The sequence below is a fragment of the Pseudomonas serbiensis genome, assembly GCF_030580745.1.
GTDB lineage: Bacteria > Pseudomonadota > Gammaproteobacteria > Pseudomonadales > Pseudomonadaceae > Aquipseudomonas > Aquipseudomonas serbiensis.
Genome location: NZ_JAUQOO010000029.1, coordinates 1 through 19,187 on the forward strand (window position 1 = coordinate 1; position 19,187 = coordinate 19,187).

17 protein-coding genes and 1 other RNA gene are annotated in these 19,187 nt (G+C 47.4%); 14 read left to right on the top strand and 4 right to left on the bottom strand.

All coding sequences use genetic code 11. The features are described from left to right. Positions 1–137: 137 nt before the first annotated feature. The 5 genes from Q6A51_RS25045 to Q6A51_RS25065 all read left to right on the top strand — a co-directional run bounded on the left by Q6A51_RS25045 (position 138) and on the right by Q6A51_RS25065 (position 7,963). Positions 138–908, top strand: a complete 771-nt coding sequence (locus tag Q6A51_RS25045; RefSeq protein WP_304575998.1) for a DegT/DnrJ/EryC1/StrS family aminotransferase — start codon at positions 138–140, stop codon at positions 906–908. Continuing rightward, positions 905–1,930 (top strand): NAD-dependent epimerase/dehydratase family protein, encoded by a 1,026-nt coding sequence (locus tag Q6A51_RS25050; RefSeq protein WP_025259290.1) that lies wholly within the window; start codon positions 905–907, stop codon positions 1,928–1,930. Before Q6A51_RS25045 ends, Q6A51_RS25050 begins: the two co-directional genes overlap by 4 nt. Positions 1,931–1,978: 48 nt before the next feature. Next, positions 1,979–3,349, top strand: coding sequence for a lipocalin/fatty acid-binding family protein (locus tag Q6A51_RS25055; protein WP_122320711.1), 1,371 nt, complete (start codon positions 1,979–1,981; stop codon positions 3,347–3,349). Between the two features lie 475 nt (positions 3,350–3,824). Next, positions 3,825–4,298: a hypothetical protein gene (locus tag Q6A51_RS25060; protein WP_025259288.1), complete on the top strand. Its 474-nt coding sequence runs from the start codon at positions 3,825–3,827 to the stop codon at positions 4,296–4,298. A gap of 323 nt (positions 4,299–4,621) precedes the next feature. Further along, positions 4,622–7,963: a glycosyl hydrolase gene (locus Q6A51_RS25065; protein WP_201019959.1), complete on the top strand. Its 3,342-nt coding sequence runs from the start codon at positions 4,622–4,624 to the stop codon at positions 7,961–7,963. Positions 7,964–8,237: 274 nt separating this feature from the next. Here the strand turns inward: Q6A51_RS25065 and Q6A51_RS25070 are convergent, their stop codons facing one another. After that, on the bottom strand, positions 8,238–9,224 hold the full coding sequence (locus Q6A51_RS25070) for a helix-turn-helix domain-containing protein (RefSeq protein WP_025259286.1): 987 nt from the start codon (positions 9,222–9,224) through the stop codon (positions 8,238–8,240). A gap of 155 nt (positions 9,225–9,379) precedes the next feature. Between Q6A51_RS25070 and Q6A51_RS25075 the strand changes: the two genes are divergently transcribed. The 8 genes from Q6A51_RS25075 to Q6A51_RS25110 all read left to right on the top strand — a co-directional run bounded on the left by Q6A51_RS25075 (position 9,380) and on the right by Q6A51_RS25110 (position 16,239). Next, entirely contained in the window at positions 9,380–9,853 is a 474-nt protein-coding gene (locus tag Q6A51_RS25075; protein ID WP_025259285.1) for a hypothetical protein, read from the top strand. A gap of 455 nt (positions 9,854–10,308) precedes the next feature. Further along, positions 10,309–12,111, top strand: coding sequence for a glycosyltransferase (locus Q6A51_RS25080; protein WP_147471842.1), 1,803 nt, complete (start codon positions 10,309–10,311; stop codon positions 12,109–12,111). A 291-nt stretch (positions 12,112–12,402) separates the two neighbouring features. Continuing rightward, positions 12,403–12,900 carry a PAAR domain-containing protein gene (locus tag Q6A51_RS25085; protein WP_304575977.1) on the top strand — a complete coding sequence of 166 codons (498 nt, stop codon included), beginning with the start codon at positions 12,403–12,405 and terminating at the stop codon, positions 12,898–12,900. Between the two features lie 2 nt (positions 12,901–12,902). Then, entirely contained in the window at positions 12,903–13,649 is a 747-nt protein-coding gene (locus tag Q6A51_RS25090; protein WP_304575978.1) for an alpha/beta hydrolase, read from the top strand. Next, complete coding sequence (locus Q6A51_RS25095) at positions 13,646–14,161, top strand: hypothetical protein (RefSeq protein WP_304575979.1); 516 nt, start codon at positions 13,646–13,648, stop codon at positions 14,159–14,161. The genes Q6A51_RS25090 and Q6A51_RS25095 overlap by 4 nt, the downstream gene beginning before the upstream one ends. Positions 14,162–14,168: 7 nt before the next feature. Further along, positions 14,169–15,005, top strand: a complete 837-nt coding sequence (locus tag Q6A51_RS25100; protein WP_201006135.1) for a hypothetical protein — start codon at positions 14,169–14,171, stop codon at positions 15,003–15,005. Between the two features lie 32 nt (positions 15,006–15,037). Continuing rightward, complete coding sequence (locus Q6A51_RS25105) at positions 15,038–15,280, top strand: hypothetical protein (protein ID WP_304575980.1); 243 nt, start codon at positions 15,038–15,040, stop codon at positions 15,278–15,280. Between the two features lie 122 nt (positions 15,281–15,402). Continuing rightward, on the top strand, positions 15,403–16,239 hold the full coding sequence (locus Q6A51_RS25110) for a macro domain-containing protein (protein ID WP_201006132.1): 837 nt from the start codon (positions 15,403–15,405) through the stop codon (positions 16,237–16,239). A gap of 65 nt (positions 16,240–16,304) precedes the next feature. Here Q6A51_RS25110 and Q6A51_RS25115 read toward each other — a convergent pair whose 3' ends face one another. The 3 genes from Q6A51_RS25115 to ffs all read right to left on the bottom strand — a co-directional run bounded on the left by Q6A51_RS25115 (position 16,305) and on the right by ffs (position 18,369). Further along, positions 16,305–16,790 (bottom strand): TIR domain-containing protein, encoded by a 486-nt coding sequence (locus tag Q6A51_RS25115; RefSeq protein ID WP_236124288.1) that lies wholly within the window; start codon positions 16,788–16,790, stop codon positions 16,305–16,307. A gap of 324 nt (positions 16,791–17,114) precedes the next feature. Beyond that, positions 17,115–17,948, bottom strand: coding sequence for a hypothetical protein (locus tag Q6A51_RS25120; RefSeq protein ID WP_304575981.1), 834 nt, complete (start codon positions 17,946–17,948; stop codon positions 17,115–17,117). A 324-nt stretch (positions 17,949–18,272) separates the two neighbouring features. Continuing rightward, positions 18,273–18,369: signal recognition particle sRNA small type (ffs, locus tag Q6A51_RS25125), an RNA gene on the bottom strand. Between the two features lie 455 nt (positions 18,370–18,824). Between ffs and Q6A51_RS25130 the strand changes: the two genes are divergently transcribed. Further along, complete coding sequence (locus Q6A51_RS25130) at positions 18,825–19,100, top strand: hypothetical protein (RefSeq protein WP_122320727.1); 276 nt, start codon at positions 18,825–18,827, stop codon at positions 19,098–19,100. Positions 19,101–19,187: the final 87 nt, after the last annotated feature.

Below are 19,187 nucleotides of genomic sequence, written 5' to 3' on the forward strand. Positions count from 1 at the left end.
CAACATTTCCATGCTGATCACCCTGTGTTCTCCTGCTCAAAAAGTGAGCAGAAGCAGTTGAACACCTGGGTCAGTTTTCAGTCGGCAGAACAGCCTCTACTGGGTCAGTTTTCGGTCAGCGGCAACACACTGGAGCCATTCTAGCAGTGGATGTCTACGGTTATGCCAACGACTACAAGTCTCTGGAGAAACTTGCTAAACAGAACGGGCTGCGGTTGTTCATCGATAGCGCGCCGGCATTTGGCAGCCTTTATCAGGGTCAGCGCATTGGTGGATTCGGCGATGGGCAGATTTTCAGCTTTCACGCGACCAAGCCATTCAACACTCTGGAAGGCGGTTGCGTATGCACTAATGACGCTGAACTGATGAGCCGCGTAGCGGCAATTCGCAACTTTGGTCAAAGCGATCAAGGCGAATGCCTATATGTAGGGCTCAACGGGAAGATGAGTGAAATCAATGCGATTGTCGGCTTGGCTCAGTTGCCATCTCTGGAGTTGCAACTCAAATGCCGACGCCAAGCTGCTGCGCGTCTGATTCAGGGTTTGGAAGGCATACCTGGCCTGAATGTATGCCAGCCGACAGGGGAACAGGAACCGGTCTGGCAATACCTCCCGGTACGCGTAGACCCCGAACACTATGGAATGAATCGGGATGAACTACAACACACTATGGCAACGGCCAATGTGATGGTTCGCAAGTATTACTCGCCAGCGTGCCACTTGATGCCGGCGTATGCCTCCCCCCTGCAAACCGATCTGAAACTGACAGAGGAACTCGCCTGCAGTGTCCTGGCACTGCCTATCTATAACGACATGAGCGAAGCCGAATGCGATCGGATAGTCGCATTGCTATACACGCTTTATTTATCAGGACTTCCAGTGGTGGATCATCAAGGGGTCGCATCATGAGTAAAAAAATCCTGGTAGCAGGCGCTGGCGGTTATATCGGTATTGTCTTATGCCAGCTTCTGGTTAAAAGCGGTTATGAAGTCATCGCGTTTGACCGTTTCTTTTTCGGAAGGCGCAATGGTGATTTTGAGCTTTCGTCAACTCTGGTAATCCGGGGAGATATACGCGAAATAGAGGCCTCTCTGCTTGAGCATGTCGATGCCGTGGTGGACCTGGCCGGACTCAGCAACGACCCGGCAGCCTTGATCTCACGTCATGCAACGTATTCGATCAACTACGAGGGTGCCTGCCATCTGGCCCGGACGGCCAAGGAAGCCGGAGTCAAAAACTACGTTTACATGAGTTCGGCCTCTGTTTATGGGCGGTCCGGAAATGAACCTTTGCAAGAAGAAGCGACCTGCGTTCCTCAAAGCCTTTATGCGGAACTGAAACTTAAGGTGGAAAATAGCCTGTTAGCGCTGGGCGACACACACTTTCAACCTGTCATGCTGCGCAATGCAACGGTGTTTGGCCTCGCTCCACGCATGCGTTATGACCTGGTCGTCAACACCATGACGCATATGGCGATGCGTGAAGGCGTGATAAGAATCGACGGTGATGGTTGCCAGCAAAGACCCTTCATTCATGTTCGGGATGTCGCACGGGCTGTGCTGCTGGCACTTGAGCTTGACACAGAGTTAGTGCCCGAACGCATATTCAATGTGGGCGGCGATACGCTGAATTACACCATTAAACAAATTGCCGAGTGCGTTGCACAACAAGTAAGTTCTGCACAGATCATCATTGCCCCTAACAACGCAGACAGCCGTGACTACTGCTTGAACTTTAATCGAGCTCGGAAACAATTAAAATTCACACCCTCAATCGACATTGAGGCTGGAATCAAAGAAATCGTCACCGAACTGACCACGCAGTCAAATATGCCGGGTGATCCTTCCTGCTTTACCGCACCTTGGTATAAAAATCTGATGGAGTGGGAAGAGCGACTGACAAGACTGAGCTTACGAGGCCGAATTCTCTGATTGCTGAATCACTGACGCCTGCTCGTCAGTGATAGGAGGAGCCTCACAATGTTTAAACGCATGAACAAGGCAATAAGCTCAGTGCTATTTATGGGCCTAAGCGCGTGGGGAAAAATAGCAGAGTGCAAGACAACCGAGGAAGGTTTTTATGAGCAGACTCAAGTAACAAGCCACCTTAATTACTGGCAACGTACACGTCATGAATGGGACGCTACGGCACAGAACAGCGACGTCAAAAGCACATTGAAACAAGCTGTTCTTGCACAACATATAGACATTACATCAGGGTATGCTCTAAATACCCTAGGGCTGGATATAGGCCTTTTCAGCAGCGCGCCCTTGACGGCAAGCCAAGGCAGTATTCATCCCAACACAATGGGACTGTCTCAAGAAAAACAGTTGTCCGAAGAACGCTACTCAGGGGACAGGGCAGGCTGGAGCTACTACAAGGCTGCCGGCAAATGGAGATCAGGCCCGTTCTGGGCTCGACTTGGGTATTTACAACCCCACGGTCAAGGCTTATTGGCGACAAACTGGAGCTTCGTACCTGGAACCTATCGCGGTTTGGAAGCCGGCGTAAAACTGCCACAGCCGTCAGGTGTTCTTGAAATGTCTTATTTTTGGAGCGATCAATACAAAGCACCATGGTATACAAAGACAGACTCTTTTTTACAAGGCGATGGGAGAACCCGAATACATTACTTGCACACTCTGGGATTAAAATATCAAGATGACAAAGACTACTCAGTTGAAGCCGCATGGGGACAAGCACAAGGTTACCGTCAGCAGTTTTTCTTTAAAGTCTCACGGCCTGTCAATATCACGCTCATGCCGGCACTCATGACCTATCAGCTCTATGCTGCACGAGACCAGAAACAGGAAGACGCACAGTATACCGACCTGGCGTGGCTGCAAGCCCTGACTATTGGTTCCACCCAAGGCTCACTGGGGTGGCGGATAGAGGCTACCTCCGTGAAAGCAGAAGGATCGATGGGATATTTCACACCACGCATGACACCCGCTTATGGATCATCCAACGGTCGCATGGATATAGGGTGGGATAGCCGTTCAGACTTCAATGCACATGGCGAGCGCGCCCTGTATACAGGCATCACATACAAATTGAGTAAGGAAGAGCGAGGACTGACAGTCGGTATTGCCCACACTTACGCCTGGAATGCCCGCCCTGCCGGGTCTATCGACATTCAACAACAGACATCACTCACAGAACAGGCTTGGCGATACAGCATCGCTTACAAGCTGCGCACGGGAAGCGATCGTTACACACAATTCGACTTTCGCCACATACGATACCGGAACAGCGCCAATGGATCACCCCAACAATCAGGCTATTCCAGCATTCCACTCAAGAGCAACGAATCCATTCTGTCCGTCAGCGTTCCTTTAAAATTTCTCTGACGTGAGCCTGATGAAAACCATCCATTCCTGCGCGGCTTTCTGAATGGGCTTGGTGTAACGCCGCCTCTCCTCATCACTCTACTGAGTGTCCTCACGCTAAACCTCAATACTCCGCCATTAATGACCGAAAAAAGTGCAGGGAAGTTTATTCATCTCAAGCAATCCCTCTTGAATTAAAACTCAGAAAAATCACATAAACCTCACCGAAAGGCGGGGGATGTCAATGAACGCTGAACCCGCCACAATACCGGAACCTTGAAACACACGCCTTCAGAACCCCAGGGTAAAAACCGGATGTTCGCACAGACGGCGTGTTCCTTTTATTGCCTGGCTAAACGATCAATGGCCCGCACAATCAACTCATTGTCCTGTTCAGACAAGCCAGCCCCCTGCGCCCTTAGATAAGCTTTACCAAGACGATTAAGACATGGCATTTTGAATGCTTACTTTCTCTTAGTGCGACAAGGATAGCTGTATGGCCGACATAGATTTCTATACGCTTTTCTCCGGCTTGCCTGAAAGTCATGATCACCGCTTTTCGCAAATAGAGAGTTTCTATTCACAGCATAGGGTTACGCTATTATGCACGCTGCCTTGGCTCGCTGCTGAGCTGGCTGAAAATGACGGAATTCTGGCAATGTCCTGTTTTATCCGCCGGTATGGAGGAAGTCGCTTATATATAAACAAATCACATCACGATTTTTTAGAAAAAATAGAAATAATTATTTCAGAAAAAACTTATAAACAACTGCTCACTCACGCAGGTGCCAGTGGAAGCATTGATATTCCCTCTGCATGGGGAATATTCAGCGCCTTGAGAAAGGTAGCCATACAGCAGGCCATTACAGAAGATATGCCTGCACAGAAAATCGCCAATTGTTTTGGTGTCACTGAACGCCATCTCCGAAATCTCGCTCATAAAGAACTACTTAAACGCGCTGCCATTTAATTCTGCGGCCCAACAGGGGGATTCATCAAGGCCACAGGGAAGTGCCACGATGCTTAAGCTCTAACCATTTAAACCCTGAAAACCATGCAGATCTGTGCAAGGAAACGCTGAAAAAGTCACCTGCAAGTTGTTAACTTATGCAATACCCAGGGTACCGCGGTAGGGATTTCTATTTTAATTGATGGGCACGTATTGCCACCCAATTACAAATAAGACACCTGCTTTGACAGCAGTCTCGAACACAAAACGGCATCGCTGAATAGCGACTGTCTGCCTTCGCGCAGCCTAAACAAAACCACGTCAACACTATCGAGGAGAATACCTTGCGAACGTCTGTCATCATCCCAACCCATAACAAAGCAGAATACCTTAATCTTGTGCTCGCCTCTCTGGTTTCTCAAACTGAGGCGCCGGATGAGATTGTCATCATTAATGATGGATCAAGTGATCATACACTTGATGTTATTCGGAACTATATCGATAGACTGCCGATTCGGGTTCGATCTCAGGCGTGTGGTGGCCGCGCAGCCGCACGTAATGCAGGCCTGGAAGAAGCCACAGGAGATTTAATTATTCTTTGTGATGATGACCGAATCGCCGCACCTGATTTTGTCGAGCAGCATCGTGCAGCGTTGCAGCGTGACCCCTCCGTGATCTGCATTGGATGGAAGAAACGAGCCTTGACCATTTGGCGGAACGCTCTGCCCCTGATACCAACTGATTATGAACGCCTTAGCGTTTCTGCCGGATTCTCATTTCCATACTTACCCGATGACACATGGCAGGCACTCATTTCGCCCAGACAAATCATGAATGATTTTGATGAGTTCCTGAAATTATGGGTGATGGGGGATGAAATTGACAACTCACCAGGAGAGCCCTCTTTGTGTGCTGAGTTGATGCCCTGGATTTGGGGGACAACAGCCAATATGTCTTTTGACAGACGCTATGGCAAAGAAGCCGTCTTTGACGAAACCTATAAGGGCTGGGGTGTTGAAGATGTTGACTTTTGCTTAAATCTTATCCAGCAGGGACGACACATTAGCTTTGAAAATTCGGCTGTAAACTATCACCAAATACACAAACTCGGCGATGCAGGATTACGTGAGGCGAAAGCCGAACGAATGCACCAGGCAAACATCAATCTCAACTATTTCTGCGAAAAGCATAGAACACTGGAGGCTCATCTCTACCGGCGTGTACAACAAGGAATGAAGCCGCATGAAGCCGCTGCTATTTTGTTGACCGCACGCCAGGATTCAAGCGGTATTCTGACCGAAGAGTTGAGAACCATTTACGCACTCCAAACGTTCTCCAATGAAGATTGCGGCGACTTGAAGTCAATTTCCGGCAATGATCTTTGGGCTCTGGACAGGGTTCAGGAGTACCTGTGGGATGATGAGCAAAGCCAGAGACAACCTGTTCCCGCAACCCAATCTCGCTCTGGACGTATGCAGCCTGCCCGTCCTCGGATCGCAGGTTTAATGCAAAAGCTGCCCACTACACATAAATGGTGGACTCCTATGTTGTGGCAAGCAGAAGAAAAGCAGTTTTGCGAAAGGATGTATGCCTTGCCGCTATGTTTCCAGGCGACGAAGAGCGGCATGAAAATCGGCTATCCAAGAGCCGTGCAAATCACACCAGATAACCGAACATTTGAACTGCCTTTTTTACATGACCTGACCCTTCGCTTGGCAGAGGATGAGGCAGTAAGCTTCGGCGTACAGGATTACTCCGACAGAACAGTGGATGTTGTTTGGGAGGGGAAAAACCAGCGCATGACCATGCGAGCTGTTCAGGGTTGTCCCTCTGTTCATTTCTGGTTTGAGGGCCCTTCACATCTGGACATCTCTTTTGAACACACCACCCACTTTTCTGCCTGCCCTGATGACCAGGCGATTATTGCAACTTCCAAAGACGTGCAGTATTTGATTTGCTACAAAGGTTGCTCTTGGGAGTGCAAAGATAATAAAACGCTGGGCGTCCGGGGTGTCAAACACGACTCCGCCGTGACCGTGCACGTTCTTCCCGATCTAGAGGGAACACTGCTAAAGCACTTCCTTCTTCAGGGGACAAGAAGACCAGTGGACAAAGGCTTCGAGTGGGAAGTGGATCATTCAGAGAAACGCGTTCAGATGCATTTCGCGATGCACAATGATGATGAATCTCAAAGTGGCGGCTTTCTGCAAGCGCTGTTACCGCATCAGTGGCGTCGAAGCAGCGGGCTTGTCGCCCTTGGTCATTATGCCTCTGCACGCGGACTCATGACCCTTGTTGATGTAACTGAATTCTCGGTAGACATGAAAAAGCGCAGCTTCCTGCCCTACCTTCCACCGATCGTCGATGCGACAGCTCACACCTATCAATTGATCGACGATGCCCACACTGCATCCGCAACAACAGCCTTATGGCAACGTCCCTTGGAAGGGTATTCATCAGACGATGGATATTGGGCCGGTAAAGCACTTGTTCGCCTGGCAGACATGGCGAACACTGCTCGGTACGTTGGCCATGATTCAGCTGTTCAGCATTTTATAGAAACCATCAAATACAAGCTGGAAAGCTATTTTGAAATGCGCGACCAAACAGGCTTTTACTACGACAAACAGTGGACGACGTTGTTATTTACGCCCTGCTCGGTACACGGAGTGGCTGAGCACATGAATGATCATATCTATTATTATGGTTATTTTTTAAGAGCGGCCGCCGCCGTAGGACTGCACGATCGCGCCTGGATTAATCGTCCTGAAATCAAAACTGTTTTGTTAAAAATAATAGGCGATGTGGCCAACCCTGAGCGTGACAGCACCCTCTTTCCGTTCATGCGGTGCTTTGATGCCTATTCGGGTCACTCTTGGGGTAATGGCAGTGGTGCCTATTCCCAAGGACTTAACGCCGAGCCGTCAAGCGAATCGATCAATTTTGCCGCATCGGTAGCACTGCTAGGCGGTTTACTGGAAGATCAAAAAATTCAAGATCTTGGCATCATGCTCTATACCGCCGAATGCGAAACAACACTCGATTACTGGTTCAATCGCTGGGACGATAGTTTTCCCGACAATTTTGCGCAGCCTTTTGTTGGAATGTTATGGTCAAGTGGAGCAAGCTGCAGGTCCTGGTTTGATGTTCGCCCGACCGAAGCCCTGGGTGTCAACCTCCTGCCGATCCAGGCAAGTTCGACTTATTTATATGGCAATCCGCATTTACAGGCTGTGCTAAACAAAATTTATGCTGACTGGGATCACAATGGGCCGCGCTGGGGAAACGTAATGGCGATGACTCAGGCATTGACCAATACCTCGGCCGCACAGGCGACTATTGATCGTTTTTCTGAATCGGAACTGACAGAGTGGTCGTTACACCCCGGCACTGTACAATTATGGATTGCAACGCTTGCCAAACTCGGTGAACCGGTGGAATCCATAACCTGTAATCTGCCGTTCTATGCCGTCTTCGAGAAAAATGGCAAGCGCAACTATTGGGCCTTCAATCCCGGAAAGGAACCTGTCGATGCCTTTTTCTCGGACGGCTTTCAACTTCTGATTCAACCTGGTATCGATGCAACCGGATGGCATCCCAATTTACGAGAGCCGACCTCGGAGAAAGAGCAGCACAAGCCTGGCGTATTCGTGCCTATGGCAGGGCTCTTAAAAGCTGATCACTAACGGATAAGAACTACAGCCAAGCTGCCAGCAGTTTTTCTTGAAAGTCTCGCGGCCTATCAGTCCGATGCGGCACGGGACTTAACCAGGAAAGACGGACAGTAGAGCAACGTGGCTTGGCTGCAAATACTGACAATAGGCTCCACACTGGCCTTACTGAGTAGACAGGGAGACTATATCGTGAAAAGTTCGATAAAATTTCAGGTCACGATGCCATCCGCTTGCGGCTTGTCCGGCGGTCCTTCACAGAGCTCTAAAGTGAGCCTGATTAACTTCATTAACACCTGTGCTGCATCCTGAACTGGCTTGGTGTAACGCCCCAGCACTCTTTAAACTTTCTACAAAAATGCGAAGCACTGCTAAAACCACATGAATACGCGATATCCGTGAGGCTTAAGCGATCATTGCTGCGCAATTTCAACGCCTGACTTGCCTGTTCGAGCCTCATTTTCCACAACAGCTTTTCTACACTTTCCCCGTGCACATCCCTCATCACTCGATTGAGCGTCCTCACGCTAAACCTCAATGCTTTCGCCATTTTACTGACCGAAAAAGACATATCATCCAAATGCGCACTCAAATACTGGATACTCAAATCCCTGTAATGACTATTTTTTGACTTCGCCAAATCAAAGGGCACGATGCTATAGCTCTCGATAGTCTCCTTCAGCAAATAAATCAATGCTTGCAGTATACGCTCTCCTGTCTCCGCCCCGTATGTCAACTCGTCGCAAATGAGTGTCAATGCAGAGTTGTAGAATAACTGTGATTTCTTTTCACGCGTGCTGTCAAAACGGAAAGGCAGTTGCATCTCGACCAACGACAGTATTGAATCTATTTGACTTGCCGGAAAGGTCATCATGATCAAGTGCACATCCTCATGAAGAAGCACTTCAGTTTCGACCCCGAGATTAAACAATCCCCAATCACCGGGTTGTAAGGTGATCATTTTATTATTCTGAACGTACTGAATACTTCCTTTTCGCTGAAAAACCAAAAATCTCCTTGCAGGAAGCGAGTGCGTCTCAGGCAATCCACTACAACCAATCTTCCATGGCGTAGAACGCAGCGAGGTTACATTGAATTCACCGAACTGCTGAGCGTAGAAATGAGCGTTGAAACCCTCCGTCACACCATGAATCTTGAAGCTCTTCTCCCAGAGGTCCGTGGGAAAATTACAGACATTCTCATTAAACATATAAAACCATTGAAAAACACGTTGCTCCGGAGAAAATTCCGACGCCCACACAGATGCCTTGTTCATTTTAACTCCTATTTGACCGAACCATGGCTCGCACAATCAATTCTTTGACCTGTTCAGACAAGCCAGAACACCGTGCTCATAGATAAGATGTACCAAGACGTTTAAGACATCACACCTGGCTTCTTACTTTCTCTTGATACGACAAGGATTGATGCATGGCCGACATAGACTTCTATACGCTCTTCTCTGGCTTACCAGACCGGGATGACGATCGCTTTTCGCAAATAGAGAGATTCTATTTAGTGCATCGACATGCGTTATTATGCACCCTGCCCTGGCTGGCTGCCGAGCTGGCCGAAAATGACGGCATTCTGACAATGTCCTGTTTTATCCGACGTTATGGAGGAAGTCGTTTGTACATAAATAAATCCCATCAAGATTTTTTAAAAAAGATAGAAATTATTATTTCAGAAAAAACACACAAACAATTCATTACTCATGTCGGTGCCAGTGGCAGCCTTGATATACCCTCTGCCTGGGGTATCTTTAATGCGTTTAGAAAAGTGGCTATACAACAGGCAATTACAGAAGACATGCCTGCGCAGAAAATTGCCAATTGTTTTGGAGTCACTGAACGCCACCTCCGCAATCTCGCCCACAGAGAACTACTTAAACACACCGTCAGCTAACGAAAATAAATATCCACCGATCGTAATCTGCCTGCCTAGGTGGAACGGTTCCATCGTTTTGATTTATCAAGGAGCCCAGGGAAGTTCGACGATGATCAGTTGCGCACTAACCCATTGAAATCAATAAATAAATACCCGTGAAACGGCCTGAATACAGGGGTGCCTGCTTCAGAAAAACAGAAGCATATGCAAACACACTTGCACTTCGGTTCGATGCCGGCAGCCTCGATAACGCCCAAAAAGCCGATAACGAACGGATCAAAATAAACCCTGAGCCATAAGTAAAACTGGGCAGTTCTCTATAAAAGACAATGTTCGCCCTGAAACAAGGCGTGTTCGATACACGCTGCGGCAACAGTCAATTGACACTGATGAGCGTCTGCATAAACAGCCAACACCCTGATAGATATTGATTCATTTCCTTTACGCATCCAAAATCATTGTGGGAGCACAACGTGGAATATCATATAACAGTCGGATTATTATTCGCGGCTTGGGCAACACTCGTCCTGACAATTAAACGCTTAGCCCATCACGTCAGGGGAACAGGTGAAGTCAACATTTCTCTCCTATGGCTCATCATCGTCATTGCACCCAGCGCGTTTCTACCCTTTAAAGAGGCGATGTTTATTTTAATAGGCACATCGGTCTCACTGACCCTGGCAATTCAAACACGAAAATGGTTTTTACCTTTAACCAATACAATGGGCATAGCAGTCACGACCGTAGAGTATCTGCCCTTTTTCTTAATGCTGACAGCCCTCGTCATCCATTATGCCTCCCTTGAAATAGAGGGATCAATTGTTGTCGGAATACTATTTTCATTTATTTATATGATGCTCACGGCCCCCTTCAAGCCTCTGTTAAATGTTCCTCAATTCAACATGCACTTCCCGAAAATGACACGCGCTCGCGAGCGGTTGGCAGAGCGCAGTGATTTCGACAGCGTGTGCGTCCATCTGCCCTCTTATTCAGAACCTCCCGAAGTCGTCAAAATGTCTATTGATGCCATTGCAAACAACTTGGGGAGACAGTCACATCTTTTGGTCATCGACAATAACACTAAAGATGAGCAGATCTGGCAACCGTTGGAAGCGCACTGTGAAGTCAAGGGCGAGTCCGTATCATTCAGGCATGTCGAAGGAATCACGGGTGCCAAAGCAGGTGCGTTGAACTATGCGCTTCGCCAGTCACCGTCTCATACAGAATTTATTGCCGTTGTGGACGCAGATTACATCGTGGAGTCAGCTTACTTTGAGGAGTATCAAAAGCTTTTCACGGACCCGGATATCAGCTATGTCCAACTCAGTCATGACTATCATAGCTACGAAGAAAACGTTTTTTTGGCGGGGTCTTACTACACCTATACGCCCTACCCCAAAATGGTATTGCCTGCGCTGGATGAATATGACGCTGGCCTATCGATTGGAACCATGTGCCTGTTCCGTCGCGACGTTATTACTGAAATAGGCGGATGGGGTGAGTGGTGCTTGACAGAGGACTCTGAACTCACAATAAGAATGGGGCTGGCGGGCTATAAGGGAAATGTGTTGGGCGATACGGCAGGACGCGGACTGTTGCCTGAAACATTTGAAGCCGTTAAGAAACAGATTTTTCGCTGGGCAGCAGGCCCGACACAACAGTTACTGCATCATTGGCGAGGCTATTTATCCGCGCTGACCCTAGGACAAATGAAATGGAATACTTTCATTTTGATCATGCGTACCCATCTACACCGCTTCGCAATACCCTTGAACATGCTTATCGTCGTATTGGCGATAACGGTTTTCCCCGCATGGGCCGAGTCGGACATCCCTTTCAGTATACTGGTTTCATCCATCATATTCAGTGCGGCCCGCGTGGCACTGCTTTATGGTGACAAATGGATTACATTCCAGATGATGGGCGGCGTACGGGTCAAAGACTTCTTGAATAGTATCCTTATCGAGAATGCCTTGAGATGGACAAACATGTGCGGCTTCCTGGCACCGCTCGTGAAAATTTCCCTTCCATGGAACAGAACCGAGAAATTCCCTAAAGCACGAGAATCAGGACGGATGTTGCGTTCGGTCGCAACCGAACTCAAGGTTGGCATATTTTTTGTTGCCCTGACGATGGGAGGACTCATTAATTATTATGACGAGTTACCTAATTTAATAACCTTGGCAGGAATGGCTGGGCTCTGGACCGCTACAACCTTTCTAGGAGCGGGGTGGGCGGCTTATCTTTCCGAAAAATCACTACCGAAAAATTTATGACTTAACCAGCCCATACACTGCACCGAGTCAGCAGTTGAGTTATTGACAAACCTCAATCACTCAACTGCTTTCGTAATGGGTAACGGCGGAGGCCTTGTATGATTTCCGTGAGCCTGGTGAGCCCCCAACGAACCGGGAAGTGATCCGCTACTGGCGTCGCACATGCTCCAGGAAGACAGACGTCATCCATTGCTGAACGTCGGGTAGGCCCTTAAACTGCCACCGCTGACAAGCTGTGAACGATTCGGCTTGCCAATCAGACCCATCCGACACTTTGAAATGGAATTTCGCATGAGTGGCAAACCTGCTGCCCGCCTTGGCGACCCCACCAGTTGCCCACTGCCTGGGCACGGCACCAACCCGATAGCCAGCGGCTCCCCCGATGTAAACTTCGACGGCCTGCCAGCCGCCCGCATGACCGACAAATCCGCCTGCGGCAGCCCCATCACCGGCGGCGTCAGCTCAACTGTCTTCATCAACGGCCTTAACGCCGCGACCATCGACAGCACCGGCGCACACGGCAACATCATCATTGGCGGGTCCGGCACGGTCATCATCGGCGACACCTTCGTCCCGGCCCCCTTCAGCGGCCTGCTGCCAATGCCCGTGCATTTCAGCGACAAGCTCAAACTCATCAACGAAACCACCGGCGAACCCATGGCCAATCACGGCTACGCCATCCAACGCGCCGACGGCAGCATCGAACACGGCGTCAGCGATGCACAGGGCTTTACCCACATGATCAGCTCGCACCTGGCTGAAAGCATCAAACTGTTTCTGGAAGATTGAAAATGGCCGTTGAACAACAAGCAGAAGAAATTGTGCTGCCGAACGGGAAGACAGCGCGTCTGGCGACGACGCATACGTTGACGGCAGTTAATGATGCCGTGATTAAAACGGTGCCGGTGGCTGAGAAGAAGGCGGTAGTGTTTTTTATTGGGGGGGCGGCAGATCAGGAGGCTTATTATTTCCAAGGGCCTTTTTACAACATCAACGACGCCCAAGCCGTTCTCAACCCAAGAATCCAAGCCATAAAAGCTCTTTCATCCAAATACATCAGCTATACAAAAAGCTATAAGCACGCCAAAGGTGACAGCGATATCCAAACTCATTTCATCGATAACATACCCAGCAAATCATGCCCCGTTTATATCGTCGGGCACAGTCTGGGTGGGTGGAATGGAGCACATCTTTCACAAATCCTGTCCGAGGCCGGTTACAACATCAAGTTCCTGGTCACTCTGGACCCGGTAGGTGAGGGCTTTTTGGTGTGGGTAGGCTCTGACATCTACTTCTCTGAACCGACCCCTGTTGCCGAAACCTGGATCAATATCAGGGCTAGCGCCCGTAGACCCGATGACTCCGATGGCGTCGCAAACTTTGGAGAGCACTGGGTTATCGAAACAGGGCCAACAATAAATATAACAGCCGATATCAACCACTACGCAGCAGGCAGAATGTTTGCAACACCTGTCCAAGGAGACAAATCAGCATGCGATCTGGTTTTTGAATCTATCCAAGGTATCTTTGGCCAATGAATATGTATCGCAGCCTCATATGCTTGATAGCAATTTCATGCACCGCCTGTGTAAAAACAGCAAACATTCCTCCCGCGGAACTGACGCTATCATCATTTGGGCCAGCACCGGACTACCCTTATACACTTAACTTTACCTCAAGCGTAGATCTACAAAATGCGTTCAATGACTACGAAAACAGCAACCAATTAACACCCACACTTATCTGCTCCCTGGACCCTGACGTAGAGTTTTCGATAGAGCGCCCTATCAACATAAGAGCCGAAGGACGGGTGGAAGCAAGAAATCAAACCAAACCCAATTACAGCTTTACTTCCAAGCTGGTATTTTATTATTACAACCCGGATGGATCCCAGCGTCAGCATAATGACTTTGAAGCTATAAGACCATTGCTTGCAAAACAGGCATCAGTCCCTTGCAAAGTGCGTATTACTGCCTATGGGTACAAAGCCTACTTTACAAATACGTTATTTATTCCGTCTACCGTGATAATCGAGCAGATAAGTAAATGAGCGCTTGATGAAAGTTTTTTATATTTCCACGCTCTTGGCAGCAGCCTTGTGTACTGCGTGCATGAAAACGCCAAACATCCCGCCCGCAGAGCTTAGATTATCGTCTTTTGAGCGAGGCCCCAATAATCTTTATACGATTGAATTTACCTCAAGCATTGATCTGATGCGCGCCTTCAACAATTACGAAAACAGCAACCAACAACGCCCAGTATTGACGTGCTCTCTGGATCGCGATACAGACTTTTCTACAGCTCATGTCATTAAAACAAAAGCCAGTGGCTTAGTAGAGGCAAAAAATCAAAGCAGGCTAAACCGCGACTTCATTTCAGAAGTATATTTTTCTCATTCAACACCAAACGGAAGCGAAAGCAGTCTGAGAGAGTACGACGACATAAAAGCATTGATTGAGGACCAAGTATCAATCCCTTGCAAAGTCCGTCTCACAGCTTCATGGGGATACGATAGTTACTACACCAATACCTTCTTTATCCCATCAGCGCTAATACTGGAAAAAGTGAGGGAAAATAACTCAATCACTGAAAGCCCCCTACCTACCGCGCACCCATTTATTGCAGATCGCTGGCCTCCTACTTTAATATTCCCGGCAATTGGAATCCCTCTGCCTGCACCTATCGTCATCATCGACGACACCTTCTTCTCGGCCTCCTTCAGCAACAAGTTCAAACTCATCAACGAAACCACCGGCGAACCCATGGCTAACCGCAGCTACGCCATCCAGCGCGCCGACGGCAGCATCGAACAAGGCGTCAGTGATGCCCAGGGCTTCACACATAGGGTGAGGTCGCAGGTGGCTGAAAGCATTAAAGTGTTTGTGGCGGATTGAAGATGGCCGTTGAATAATAAGCAGAAGAGATTGTGCTTTTGAACGAAAAGCCAGCGCGTCTGGTGATGACGCATACGTTGACGGCGGTTAATGATGCTGTGGTTAAAACGGTGCCGGTGGCTGAGAAGAAAGCGTTTTTTATTGGGGGAGCGGCGGATCAAGATGCTTATTATTTTCAGAGGCCTTTTTGCCCAAACCGTTCTCAACCCAAGAATTCAAGCTATAAAAACCTTTTATCCAAATACGTAAGGCATACAAAAATTATAAGCACGTGAAGGTGATAGCGATATCCACACTCAATTCATTAATACACACCTAGCAAAACCATGCAACAAAAAAATTTAAAGCACCGCACTTATCCTACAAACCAAAACACCGTTAACACAAAGAGAAAACCATGAAAAAAATCACAATATATGATAAACGCTTGATAAAAAAATTCTTGATACAGGCTTCATTTATCAGCGCCTTTTTCACATTAGCTTTGGCCTTCATGTCAATACCAGATGATTTCAAAAAACCTAGCGGCTATTCTTTTTTAGCATTACTTACCATAATATATATATTTAACTGGGTAGAACTAAATAGCTTAAAATCCATAAGCTTAAAAATAGAAGGCAGCACAGTAAACATTAAAACCGGAGATTTATTTTTGCAGCCTGGATTTAAAGCAATTGCATTCAATGAGTACTTCGACACAATAGTGGATGACAAAATAATCTCGCACGCCTCACTAAATGGAATATTTATAACACAGCACTCCAAGACATCACTAGAAGCTCTAGACAAACATATTGAAAGCTATGATTACGACAACGACGATTTACTTGAAGATGCCCAAAACCGGATAAGTGGAAAAAAACAAAAATACGAGCTAGGTACTATATGCGTATATAACGATTTTCTATTAGCAGCCTTTAGCCGATTTGATGAAAAAAACAAAGCCTATCTAACGATGCCTGACTACTTAGGTTTTCTTATAAAATTTTGGGATAAAGTAAATAAGATATATGCTCAAAAAAGCGTAAGCGTACCAATATTCGGCTCTGGCATAACACGAATAAAAGAGCACCGTAACATCTCCGACGAAGAACTATTAAAAATCATGCTCTGGACTTTTCGAATTAGCGAAATGCGTTTCAAACACCCAGCAAAACTATCAATAATCATTCACAAAGATAAAATCAACGAGATAAACCTTCTCGATATCCTCTCAACAAAACACGGGTTATAAAATAGCGCAGCGCAAAATCAACTCCAATAAAGCCCATAAAAAAATTATGGGCCATAACAACCTCCTCAGAGATCCAAGTCAGAATATATTTTTGAGGTGTAATTATGCGGACCTTTCCGCTCACCCTTTTTAAAATCCGATGGATAGTTATCCAAGGCAAACTTAATTATCGCAGGCTGGAAAGATACTGAAATCGTGTAATATTCATTATCCAGCAGTGGTTTCGGTATAAAATTCTTGTCAACAGTACGATCACCATCCGAATTAGCCACAACCACAGGTAAATTTAGCTCTATAATCAAATCAATTTCATATGCAAGAAATGACTCTCCATCACCGCCTTTCTTCTTAGCGTCTTTACTGCCTATCAGCACAATCTGTTTGGCATTCTTCATCCTTTCTCGAAGATTCTTCTTAATTGTCTCTGGCTTACTTGTGTCTTTTGATATAAAAAGATCATGGGCATCGTAAAAATCAAAATCAATATTCTCGTTATCCCTCCAAGCTTCCATCATCCTATACAGATGAATATTTTCACTAGCAAAAGCCACGTACGTTTTATTCCTATAACTCATAACTTCCCCTTATTTAAAATCAGCCATATTTACAAGCTATAATTACATTTAAAATCATACAACCTATAGAAAACGCCGGAGCTTACTTATAGCATCCTCAGTTAATATTTTTCTTTTAAAAACTCATACAACCAAAAACCCTAAGAACAACAAGCTCCGAACATTCTAAATATCAAACTTAAAAAGCGATACATTTTTTGTGACATCACTTCTCCTAATAACGGCAATTCAACCAGAGACTATATAAACGCATCAATAGACTTAGATAACTGCATTTGCATTAGCTTAACATGCTCAGCATTATACCCCCCCATGAAAAATAGAATACTTTCTAAAAGCTATATACTTTGTAAATCCAAATTTTATATATGTTTTCCCATTCTGCGCTTTAAACGCAACACCAACCACAATAAAATCCGCACCTTGAAGATCATCAATATCTTTTAAACGAAAATCCTCCATCAAATCAGAGTCTAGCTCTTCATCGTCAATCAGAATGCTCGGTTCTGTCTTATAGTCACCACAGTTCAACCACAGCGCACCATTATTTTTCTTCACGTTATTGATACGCCCCCAAAACACTCTGGGTGTACCGAGCGGAGCATTTGAAATTTCTGCCTGAGGAATTAGAAAGTCTGTGAGAGCACCCTCAAGAACAACACGCCCACCGTCTGCAACCATTTTTACAGTAGCGTCATCCTCAGGATATGCAGGATTACGCCACAAACTGGAAAGGATTTGTCGCAACGATTTGTTTTCGGGATAGTCGCCAATACTGGCGTATTTTCTTGTGGTTCCCCAGCGGGATTCTTTATCAGGTTTTGGCGCTGGAGCAGCTACCTCAATTGATTGTTTACGCTGTTTATCCAGGTCCACATGGATAGTGGCCGGATCACCCAAGGAGGGCTCGATATTATCGTCAGCAATAAGGGTGACTTTTTTATCGCACTCTTCATCATGGTGTGCAGCAAAACACGCTGCTCGGTGATATTTTTCCGTAGAGAAACCTTTGACAAACCATGCACGCTCGTCGCACAAGTCACAGGCGATATTGCCGCGATATTTTTCGGGATCTTGCAGATATAAAGTTATCCCGCAATCACTACCATCTGGCACGTAAGTAACCGAATCCATTCAGCAATCCCAATTCCCATTGAGCCAAAACGATGGGAACGGCCTTGCCTAAGCTAACCTCCCTTCTTCACGAGAATAACAGCTACAAAAAGCCACTGGAATGCCATCATCACAAAAGTTTTTCACACCCACGTGTGGGCCTGCACAGTTATGGGAAAGCTGGGAAGCTAAGCAAACACATGTTTACTAGCGTAAGAATATGCAAAAAGTTATGCCCACAATAAAGCAACACCCATTCAGGTGTATCCATCACTACCAAGCATCAGGACTTTTCAAACAGACAACCCGTCAAAAAACTCAACGAGTCAAAAAGAAAGGTGGCAACCCCACCAGCCACACCCCGGCACACAATGTTCCCGCTATGGCTGCTCCCTTCCGGGCCTGACCAGGTTGACGGGTAATCGTTGCGGGGGGACCGATGGGGTCACCATAACGACACTCGCCAGTCGGCGAGCCGCGCCATTGTACCGGTCTGGCGCGAAGTTACAACCCGTAATCCAGGATAAAAATTCGAGATTGCTCAAGCACTTGTGTCACAAGGGCTCGGCGGGTTGCAGGGAGCGGGTTCGGGGCTTATAGTCGCGCCGTCGCTGCATATCAGCGATGGGGTGTGGAAGCCCCGCTGTGTTAGAGGCCGCAGAAGCTCATAGAAGCAATCGGGGACCGAAAGGTGTCTGATTGCTGTGCTATGGCGGCTGTGCGCTGGGGGCACCTTCGGGTGCGCCGGGTTCCTCTAACCGGTCTTCCACACCCACGCACAGCTGCCACCCACTCATGTGGAAGTGAGTCTTCGGTAGCCTTATCCAATATGAGGAACCAAACCATGTTCAAAATCACACCCAATCCCCCTGCCCTCACGCCCTGCGGAGGTGCAGCATGACCCGCTTCGTACCTCTCAAAAGCAACAACACTGATAACCCTGTGATGCATATCGACAGTCAGGCGCCGCTGGATTTTCTGTTTGCCAGTGCCGACCGGCGTATCCGCATGGCTCGTCGCCTCTTGGAATGTCTGGACGGTGCCGATGACGCTGATGTGCGTTATATGGCCAATGCGGCGCTAATGCTGTTGAGCGATGGCTGTGATGCGCTGGATCTGGTGGAGAAGCAGGTGTTTCGGCCTGGGTTGGACAGGGCTGTGGTCAGGCATTAGCAGATTGGGGGCCTGGGTGATGCCGTCGCGGCCAAGGCCCCTCCCACAAGTGAGATGTATGCCTGATTGATCGGTATTTCACGGTTT